The organism is Mycobacterium sp., assembly GCF_051006775.1.
Classification (GTDB): Bacteria; Actinomycetota; Actinomycetes; order Mycobacteriales; family Mycobacteriaceae; genus Mycobacterium.
In genome coordinates this window covers 1-8405 of the sequence record NZ_JBPCSX010000190.1, presented here as the reverse complement: position 1 = coordinate 8405, position 8405 = coordinate 1, and the positions used below count along the sequence as shown (strand labels likewise).

The 8405-nt window shown below is 66.1% G+C and carries 11 protein-coding genes; 1 reads left to right on the top strand and 10 read right to left on the bottom strand.

Features of this window, described 5'->3' with window-relative positions; all coding sequences use genetic code 11:
- The coding region (locus ACR2JI_RS13770; protein WP_526390853.1) for a GAP family protein at positions 1 to 524 on the bottom strand (524 nt) is incomplete at its 3' end.
- Between the two features lie 36 nt (positions 525 to 560).
- On the opposite strand from ACR2JI_RS13770, the gene ACR2JI_RS13765 reads away from it, so the two are divergent.
- The gene (locus tag ACR2JI_RS13765) at positions 561 to 1043 is read left to right on the top strand and encodes a flavin reductase family protein (protein ID WP_526390851.1); all 483 of its coding nucleotides are present in this window, start codon (positions 561 to 563) and stop codon (positions 1041 to 1043) included.
- Positions 1044 to 1046: 3 nt separating this feature from the next.
- Here the strand turns inward: ACR2JI_RS13765 and ACR2JI_RS13760 are convergent, their stop codons facing one another.
- From ACR2JI_RS13760 to ACR2JI_RS13720, 9 genes are all read right to left on the bottom strand, one after another.
- The gene (locus tag ACR2JI_RS13760) at positions 1047 to 1796 is read right to left on the bottom strand and encodes a succinate dehydrogenase/fumarate reductase iron-sulfur subunit (RefSeq protein ID WP_526390849.1); all 750 of its coding nucleotides are present in this window, start codon (positions 1794 to 1796) and stop codon (positions 1047 to 1049) included.
- A 1-nt stretch (position 1797) separates the two neighbouring features.
- The gene (locus ACR2JI_RS13755; RefSeq protein ID WP_526390847.1) at positions 1798 to 3741 is read right to left on the bottom strand and encodes a fumarate reductase/succinate dehydrogenase flavoprotein subunit; all 1944 of its coding nucleotides are present in this window, start codon (positions 3739 to 3741) and stop codon (positions 1798 to 1800) included.
- Positions 3742 to 3792: 51 nt separating this feature from the next.
- Positions 3793 to 4620, bottom strand: a complete 828-nt coding sequence (gene sdhC, locus ACR2JI_RS13750) for a succinate dehydrogenase subunit SdhC (RefSeq protein WP_526390845.1) — start codon at positions 4618 to 4620, stop codon at positions 3793 to 3795.
- A gap of 104 nt (positions 4621 to 4724) precedes the next feature.
- Entirely contained in the window at positions 4725 to 5021 is a 297-nt protein-coding gene (locus ACR2JI_RS13745; RefSeq protein ID WP_526390843.1) for an Rv0250c family protein, read from the bottom strand.
- Between the two features lie 49 nt (positions 5022 to 5070).
- Entirely contained in the window at positions 5071 to 5949 is an 879-nt protein-coding gene (locus tag ACR2JI_RS13740; protein WP_526390841.1) for a 5-oxoprolinase subunit C family protein, read from the bottom strand.
- Entirely contained in the window at positions 5946 to 6575 is a 630-nt protein-coding gene (locus ACR2JI_RS13735) for a 5-oxoprolinase subunit B family protein (protein ID WP_526390839.1), read from the bottom strand. Before ACR2JI_RS13735 ends, ACR2JI_RS13740 begins: the two co-directional genes overlap by 4 nt.
- On the bottom strand, positions 6575 to 7240 hold the full coding sequence (locus ACR2JI_RS13730) for a queuosine precursor transporter (RefSeq protein WP_526390837.1): 666 nt from the start codon (positions 7238 to 7240) through the stop codon (positions 6575 to 6577). Before ACR2JI_RS13730 ends, ACR2JI_RS13735 begins: the two co-directional genes overlap by 1 nt.
- Before the next feature lie 108 nt (positions 7241 to 7348).
- Positions 7349 to 7945, bottom strand: coding sequence for a LysE/ArgO family amino acid transporter (locus ACR2JI_RS13725; RefSeq protein WP_526390835.1), 597 nt, complete (start codon positions 7943 to 7945; stop codon positions 7349 to 7351).
- Positions 7942 to 8400, bottom strand: coding sequence for an MOSC domain-containing protein (locus tag ACR2JI_RS13720; protein WP_526390855.1), 459 nt, complete (start codon positions 8398 to 8400; stop codon positions 7942 to 7944). The genes ACR2JI_RS13725 and ACR2JI_RS13720 overlap by 4 nt, the downstream gene beginning before the upstream one ends.
- Positions 8401 to 8405 lie beyond the last annotated feature (5 nt).

The following is an 8405-nucleotide window of genomic DNA, read 5'->3' as shown; positions in this document are numbered from 1 at the left end:
GCGTGGGTGCGCTCCGGCGCCACCAGGTAGGCAACTAGCGGAATTTCCACCAGGGTGAAGGCAACCACGTTGAACATCACCAGTGCCGAGATCCGGGTGGCGACGGTTGCACTGCCGGCGGCGATAACGGCCAGCGCCGCCAGGTAGTCCAGCGAGGGCAGCGCGATACCCAGGCCGGCGACTCCGGCAACCCACGGGGAGGTGCCCTCGAGTAATCGGGCCATCCACACCGGCGGCGTGCGGGGACGACCGGTGGTGGCTGCCAGGAAGACTGCCGCCAGCAAGGCCAGCACCCCGACGACGATCTGGACCCTGGGCAGGGTGAAATGCGCGGACTCCGGCAGCCGAGATTCGATGGTGAACAGCACGATCACCCCCACCGACAAGCCCATCAGGTAGCCGCCGCACAGGAAGGCGGCCAGCTGTAGTCGAGGGCGTGGACGGTTGAGCATCAGCACGGTCATCCCGACCCGAAAGGGTTCCAGACTGACCGCGAGAGCCATGACCAGCAGGGTGATCCACATCAAGCGCAACGCTACCCATGTGAAGATGGAGGGGTCATGAGCAACACCGAACTCAGCCCCGCCGCGCTCCGCGAGGCATTCGGCCACTTCCCGTCCGGTGTCATCGCGATCGCCGCGGAGATCGACGGTGTGCGGGTAGGTCTGGCCGCCAGCACCTTCGTGCCGGTGTCGTTGGATCCGCCCCTGGTGTCCTTCTGCGTCCAGAACAGCTCCGAGACCTGGCCCAAGCTCAAGGCCGTGCAGGCGTTGGGCATCAGTGTGCTCGGCGAGGCGCAAGACACGGCGGCACGCACGTTGGCGGCCAAGACCGGCGATCGGTTCGCCGGATTGGACACGGTGTCCTCGACGGCCGGGGCCGTCTTCGTCAAAGACACCTGCGTATGGCTGGAGAGCGCGATAGAGCAGGAATTGCCCGCCGGAGATCACACGATCGTGCTACTGCGCGTCCGGAATGTCACGGTGCACGGCGGTGCGCCGATCATCTTCCACCGCAGCGGTTTTCACCGCCTCGGCGGCTAGCCTTTACTTCCTGCGGAACAATTTATTGCCGAGCCAGACGACCGGGTCGTACTTGCGGTCGGCCACACGCTCCTTCATCGGGATCAGCGCGTTGTCGGTGATCTTGATGTGCTCGGGGCACACCTCAGTGCAGCACTTGGTGATGTTGCAGTAACCGAGTCCGAAGTCCTCCTGGGCCATGTCCTTGCGGTCCAAGGTGTCCAGCGGGTGCATATCGAGCTCGGCGGTTCTCATCAGGTAACGCGGACCGGCGAACGACTTCTTGTTCTCCTCGTGGTCGCGGACCACGTGGCAGACGTTGTTGCACAGGAAGCACTCGATGCACTTGCGGAATTCCTGCGACCGCTCGACGTCCTCCTGTGCCATCCGGTAGTCACCGGGCTGCAGATCCTTCGGCGGTGCGAATGACGGAATCTCGCGAGCCTTCTCATAGTTGAACGAGACATCGGTCACCAGGTCGCGGATCACCGGGAAGGTGCGCAGCGGTGTGATGGTGACGGTTTCGGCGGGGTCGAAGGTCGACATCCGGGTCATGCACATGAGTCGGGGGCGACCGTTGATCTCCGCCGAGCAGGAGCCGCACTTACCGGCCTTGCAGTTCCACCGCACCGCAAGGTCGCCGGCCTGCTCAGCCTGTAGGCGGTGGACGATATCGAGGACGACCTCGCCCTCGTTGACGCCCACCTCGTAGTCGCGCAGCTCGCCGCCGGCGTCATCGCCGCGCCACACCCGAAGATTTGCCTGATAGCTCATTTCAGCCCTTCCGTCCGGGGTGCTGCGCGAGTTCGTCGTCAGTGAAGTACTTCCCGAGTTCTTCGAGTTCGAACAGCTCGAGCAGATCCTCGCGCATCGGAGCCTGCTGTTCGCGGCTGGCCACGACTGTCGGCATGATCGGGTCGTCGCCCTCGGTGCGGCAGACCACCAGATCGTGGCGCCAGCCCGAGTCCATTTTCGGGAAGTCGTCGCGGGTGTGGCCGCCACGGCTCTCGGTGCGGGTCAGGGCAGAGCGCGCGATGCACTCGCTCACCAGCAGCATGTTGCGCATATCCATGGCCAGGTGCCAGCCCGGGTTGAATTCCCGGCGACCATCGGACTCGATATTGCGGAAGCGGACCTTGAACTCGTCGATCTTGTCCAGGGCCTGCTGCATTTCCTCGCCGGTGCGGATGATGCCGACGAGGTCGTTCATCGTCTGCTGCAGATCGGCGTGCAGGGTGTACGGGTTCTCCGGCTTTGCCTGTCCCTGCGGGCCTTCGAACGGAGTCAGCGCGATTTTCGCCGCCTCCTCCACCGCCGCCTCCGGGATGGCCGGCCGATCCGACAGGGCCCGTACGTAATCGGCCGCGCCCATTCCGGCCCGGCGGCCGAACACCAACAGGTCCGACAGCGAGTTGCCGCCGAGCCGGTTGGAACCGTGCATACCGCCGGAGCATTCGCCGGCCGCGAACAGACCCGCGGTGGCCGCCGCACCGGTGTCGGGATCGACCTCGATACCGCCCATGACGTAGTGGCAGGTCGGCCCGACCTCCATCTCGTCCTTGGTGATGTCGACCTCGGCCAGTTCCAGGAACTGGTGGTACATCGACGGCAGGCGCTTCTTGATCTCCTCGGGCGTCATCCGGGTCGCGATGTCGAGGAAGACGCCGCCGTGCGGGCTACCGCGGCCGGCCTTCACCTCGGTGTTGATCGCCCGGGCAACCTCGTCGCGGGGCAGCAGATCCGGGGTGCGGCGAGAGGTTCCGTCGCCCGATCCCGATTGCTCGGCCAGCCATTTGTCGGCTTCTTCCTCGGTCTCGGCGTACTGACCTTTGAACACCGAGGGGATGTAGTCGAACATGAACCGCTTGCCCTCGGAGTTCTTCAGAACCCCGCCGTCGCCGCGAACGCCCTCGGTGACCAGAATGCCCTTCACCGACAGCGGCCAGACCATTCCGGTCGGGTGGAACTGGATGAACTCCATGTTGATCAGACCCGCGCCGGCGCGCATCGCCAGGGCGTGACCGTCTCCGGTGTACTCCCAGGAGTTCGACGACACCTTGAACGACTTGCCGATGCCGCCGGTGGCGAGCACCACGGCGGGTGCCTCGAACACAATGAACTTGCCGGTCTCGCGCCAGTACCCGAAGGCGCCGGCGATCTTCTTCTCGCCCCCGCTTTCGTCCAGGATCAGTTCGGTGATCGCACACTCGTGGAAGATCTTGATCCGGGCGTCGTAGTCGCCGAGTTCGGCCTTGTCCTCCTGCTGCAGCGAGACGATCTTCTGCTGCAGGGTGCGGATGATCTCCAGACCGGTGCGGTCACCGACGTGCGCCAGCCGCGGATAGGTGTGGCCACCGAAGTTGCGCTGACTGATTCGTCCGTCCTTGGTCCGGTCGAACAGTGCGCCGTAGGTCTCCAGCTCCCACACCCGATCGGGTGCCTCCTGGGCATGCAGTTCGGCCATCCGCCAGTTGTTGAGGAACTTGCCGCCACGCATGGTGTCGGCGAAGTGCACCTTCCAGTTGTCTTTGGGGTTGGCGTTGCCCATCGCCGCCGCGCAGCCACCCTCGGCCATCACGGTGTGTGCCTTGCCGAACAGTGACTTGGTCACCACCGCCACCCGCAGGCCGCGCTGGCGCGCCTCGATCACCGCGCGGAGACCCGACCCACCCGCACCGATCACGACCACGTCGTAGGAATGCCGCTCGACTTCAACCATTGAACCCTCGCTTAGAACTCGGTAGGGGAAATCCCTAGTCAGCGAACCTAATTAGCCTATGAATCTCAGGTCAGAGATGGCGCCACTGGCGACCAGCATGACGTAGAAGTCGGTGAACATCAGGGTGCCCAGGGTGATCCACGCGAACTTCTTGTGGTGGACGTTGAGCTTGCTGATCTCGGTCCACAGCCGGTAGCGCACCGGGTGCTTGGAGAAGTGCTTGAGGCGCCCGCCCATCACGTGCCGGCAGGAGTGGCAGGAGACCGTGTAGACCCACAGCATGATGACGTTGGCCCACAGGATGACGTTGCCCAAACCGAAGCCGAAGCCGGACGGCGAGTGCATGGCGTGGATGGCGTCCCAGGTGTTGATCACCGAGATCAGCGCGGCGATGTAGAAGAAGTACCGGTGCAGGTTCTGCAGGATCAGCGGGAAGCGCGTCTCGCCGGTGTAGGTGGCGTGTGGCTCGGCTACGGCGCAGGCGGTCGGGGACTGCCAGACCGAGCGGTAGTAGGCGCCGCGATAGTAGTAGCAGGTGATGCGGAACAGCAGCAGGAAAGGCAGTGAGAACAGCGCATAGGGCAGGTAGGACAGCAGGCCCGAGTCGGGCAGGATCTGCGGCCAGAATTCACTGGCCTCGCCGCACTTGACGGACATGCACGGCGAGTAGAACGGCGTCAGATAGTGGTACTTCTCCACGAAGAAGTGATCCCGCTGGAAGGCCCGCACGGTCGCGTAGATGACGAACGCGGCGAAGCCCAGGTCGGTGACGATGGGTGACTTCAGCCAGTTGTCGGTCCGCAGTGTGCGCTGCGCAATCTGGGCCCGACCGGGCGAGAAAACACCAGTGGCACGCCGGTTCGTGGCGGGTGCGCTCATAGAGGTAGTCCCCTTCGATTCATACTGATCCGAAGGGTACTCACGAAAGTGTGTCGAATCCAAAGTGGGGCGGCGTCTGTAATGCACGCCACACCAGCGCGGACTCAGTGTTTGGAGCGGCCCCCGACGCCCTCGTCATCCACGTCCCGCCAGAACTCGCGTTCGTAGGGTGTGTCGGGCACCGGGATCTTCTCGGCCGAGGCCACGACCTCGTGGGCGGCGACCTCGAGTTCCCGTGAGTCCATATCCAGCAGTTCGAGGTCCTGGAGGATCCGGTCGGTGTCGATGACCACCCGCCGCATGGCCGGCCCGTTGCCGTAGTGCGCCTGTAGTGACGCAACGCAACTGCGCAGCCCCCCGATCAGATGGTGTAGTTCGGCGAGTTCGCTGGCTCTGGACATGGGACCTCCTTGCACACCCCGAAGGTGTCGTAGGTCACAGAATACAGCGTCAGCGGCCGTCCGCGTCGGGTCGCGCCCACCGAAGCCGGACCGGTTGTCCCGGTCGCAGCTGGGCCAGTTTGTCGGAGTCGCGGTCGATGAGCACCCCGATGACGGGATAGCCGCCGGTGACCGGGTGGTCCGGGCCGAGGATCACGGGCTGGCCGTTCGGCGGCACCTGGATCGCGCCGCGAGTGGCGCCCTCACTGGGGAGCTGCCGCTGCGGCTCCAGCGCAGCCAGTGCCGGACCCGTCAGGCGCACCCCGACCCGGTCGCTGCGATCGGAGGTGACCCAGTCGGACCGGACCAGTGCATCCGGATCGCTGAACCAGTCATCGCGCGGACCGCGAACCACCCGCAACTCGACCGTCCCCGCACTGACCGCGGCCACCGGAGCCAGCTCGACTGCCGGGAAGTCGGCCGTCGGTTCACCGGCCGGCACTACGTCGCCCGGACGCAATGGTGGCGGACCGAGCCCGGACATGGTGTCGTAACTGCGCGAGCCAAGTACCGGGGTGACGGCGATGCCACCGCGGACGGCCAGATAGGTCCGCATTCCGGATATCGGCGCGCTCAGTGAGATCACCTGTCCGGCGTGGACGCGCCGGATACTGTTGGCGCCGAAGGGAACTCCGTCGATGACGGCCCGGGCATCGGCACCGGTTACGGTGATGTCGGCGCTGCCGTCGAGCACCCGGGCGGCGAAACCCCCGAGGGTGACCTCGACCGTGGCGTAGCCGGCGGGGTTGGCCACCAGCCGATTGGCGAGCAGATGCGCCGGGCGGTCGGCTGCGCCGGACCGGGTGACCCCGATATGGGCCAGTCCGGGCCGGCCGAGGTCCTGCACCAGCGCCAGTGGCCCCGTCCGCAGGATCTCCAGCGCCGTCACGATTGCGCCGCACTGCGGAAGCGCACCCACATACCAGGCATCAGGAGCGCCGGTTGTGGCCGATCGACATCCCACAGCACGGCGTCGGTCCGGCCGATGAGCTGCCATCCGCCCGGCGACTCGCGAGGGTAGACCCCGCTGAACTCACCGGCCAGGCCCACCGATCCGGCTGGAACCCGGGTGCGGGGCTCCGATCGCCGCGGCACCGCGAGGCGCGGATCGCCGCCGACAAGGTAGGCGAAGCCGGGCGCGAACCCGCCGAATCCGACCCGCCATGCGGTGCCGGTATGGGCCTGGACCACCTCGCCGACACTGAGCCCGGTCAGCGCCGCCACCGCAGCGAGGTCGGCCCCGTCGTACACGACGTCGATCACCACCTCGTCGTGCGCAGGTCCGGTATCCGCGGGTTCGGGGATTCCGATAACCGTGAGCCGGGAACGAAGGGTGGCGCGGTCCTGCGGACCGGTGAGCGCCACCAGTACTGTGCGCGCCCCGGGCACGATGTCGATGACTCCTGGCAGATCGTCAGCCCGCAGTGCGGCGGACAAAGCCAGAACCTCGTCGCCGGAACGGCATTCGACCAGCAGCGCCCGGTCCCCGTAGTCCCGGATGAGGGGCGTACCCATCACACCAGCGGGGTGTAGGTCGGCTCGTGGCCTTTGATGTAGCCGATGAGCCGGTAGGTGACCGGCAGCATGACGACCTCGACGGCGGTCTTGTAGATCCAGCCCAGTGCGGTGTAGGTGGCGAAGTCGGCAAAGCTGGAGATTCCGATGGCGTGCGCCGCGATGGCACAGAACACCAGGGTGTCACCGAGTTGGCCGGCGAAGGTGGACCCGACCAGCCGGGCCCACAGGTGCTTCTCCTTGGTCCGCTCCTTGATCTTGACCACGGTCCAGGCGTTGATCGTCTGCCCGACGATGAACCCCGCCAGGCCTGCCACGATCAACTGGGTGTACGCGCCGACGACATTGGCGAAATGTTCCTGGTTCGGATAGAAGTCGGCGGCGGGAAGGTAGACGGTGACCCAGAATGCCAGTGCTGCAAGGCCATTCATAACGAATCCGAGCAGGATGGCGCGCCTGGCCGCGGCGAATCCATAGACCTCGGCCAGCACGTCGCCGATGATGTAGGTGAGCGGGAAGACGATGAACCCGCCGTCGGTGATGATGGGACCGAAAGCCACACCTTTGGTGGCGGCGACATTGGAGACGATCACCAGTGCGGTGAACACCGCGACTAGGACCGGGTAGTAGCGGCTACCGACCTGAGCAAAACCGGGCTGGGTCACGGCTCCAATCCAAGCACGGCGCTCAACTCAGAGCACGGACCAGCAGGGGCGGCAACTGCGCGGCCACCATCGGGTAGGACAGCGGGGAGGCATAGGCGATCGCCCCTGCTATGTAGTGATCAGCGAGAAACCCAGTGCCACCATGGTCACCGCGATAAGGCCGTCGAGCACCCGCCAGGTGCCAGGAGTGGCGAACAGACCTGCGAGTCTGCGGGCACCGAACCCCAGACCGAAGAACCAGACCGCACTGGCCGCGCCGGCTCCGCCGGCGAACAGCCAACGGTTCTCGCCCTGCCGGTTGGCCAGTGTCCCGAGCAGAACCACGGTGTCCAGATACACGTGCGGGTTGAGGAAGGTCAGCGCCAGGCAGGTCGACAGCACCGCCGAAAGGCGCGCCGGGCCTTCGGTGCTCGGTGTCATGACCTCCGGCCGGATCGCCCGCCGCGCGGCCAGCAGTCCATACCCGAGCAGGAACGCCGCACCGCCGTAGCGCGCGATCGTCATCACCAGGGGATGGCTGGTGACCAATGCCCCGACGCCGGCCACCCCGGCGATGATGAGCACCAGATCGGATGCGGCACAGAGGATGACCACCGGCAGGACATGTTCGTCCCGGATGCCCTGGCGCAGGACGAAGGCATTCTGCGCACCGATCGCGACGATCAGACCCAATGCGGCGGCGAACCCGAGAAGGACGGTGTTCACCCGTCGAGCAGTTCGACCGCGTCACCGACCCGGATTGTCCCCGAGGTCAGCACCCGGCAGGCCGACCCGGCTCGGCCGCGCAGTGCCGCCGTCGCTCCCGGCCCGACGGCGTCCTCCATCAGCCGGCAGGGTGCGGCGACGCGCACCACTTCGAACTCCACCTCGCCGATGCGCAACCGCGCTCCGGGAGTGGTCGGGATATCACCGACGTCCACGGTGATATTGCGCCGGGTCGCGCCGGAGCTGAAGTCGTAGCCGAGTTGTTCTGCGGTGCGGTCCAGCGCCTCTCGCGACTGGATGGTGACCTGGCGGTGGCGGCTACCGTGATACCGGTCGCCGACCAGACCCTTGCCGGCCTCGGCCTCGACCGCGTCGGTCGCACGCATGGGCAACCGGCTGCCGGGCGCCAGGTAGATCTCGGCCACTCGCGTTCCGCGAAGTTCAGAGTGCGCCATGCCGC

Excerpts from the sequence above, each read along its gene's own strand:
- sdhC (WP_526390845.1), bottom strand. The coding sequence starts at position 4,620 with ATGAGCGCACCCGCCACGAACCGGCGTGCCACTGGTGTTTTCTCGCCC.
- ACR2JI_RS13745 (WP_526390843.1), bottom strand. The coding sequence starts at position 5,021 with ATGTCCAGAGCCAGCGAACTCGCCGAACTACACCATCTGATCGGGGGG.
- ACR2JI_RS13755 (WP_526390847.1), bottom strand. The coding sequence starts at position 3,741 with ATGGTTGAAGTCGAGCGGCATTCCTACGACGTGGTCGTGATCGGTGCG.
- ACR2JI_RS13720 (WP_526390855.1), bottom strand. The coding sequence starts at position 8,400 with ATGGCGCACTCTGAACTTCGCGGAACGCGAGTGGCCGAGATCTACCTG.
- ACR2JI_RS13735 (WP_526390839.1), bottom strand. The coding sequence starts at position 6,575 with ATGGGTACGCCCCTCATCCGGGACTACGGGGACCGGGCGCTGCTGGTC.
- ACR2JI_RS13760 (WP_526390849.1), bottom strand. The coding sequence starts at position 1,796 with ATGAGCTATCAGGCAAATCTTCGGGTGTGGCGCGGCGATGACGCCGGC.
- ACR2JI_RS13765 (WP_526390851.1), top strand. The coding sequence starts at position 561 with ATGAGCAACACCGAACTCAGCCCCGCCGCGCTCCGCGAGGCATTCGGC.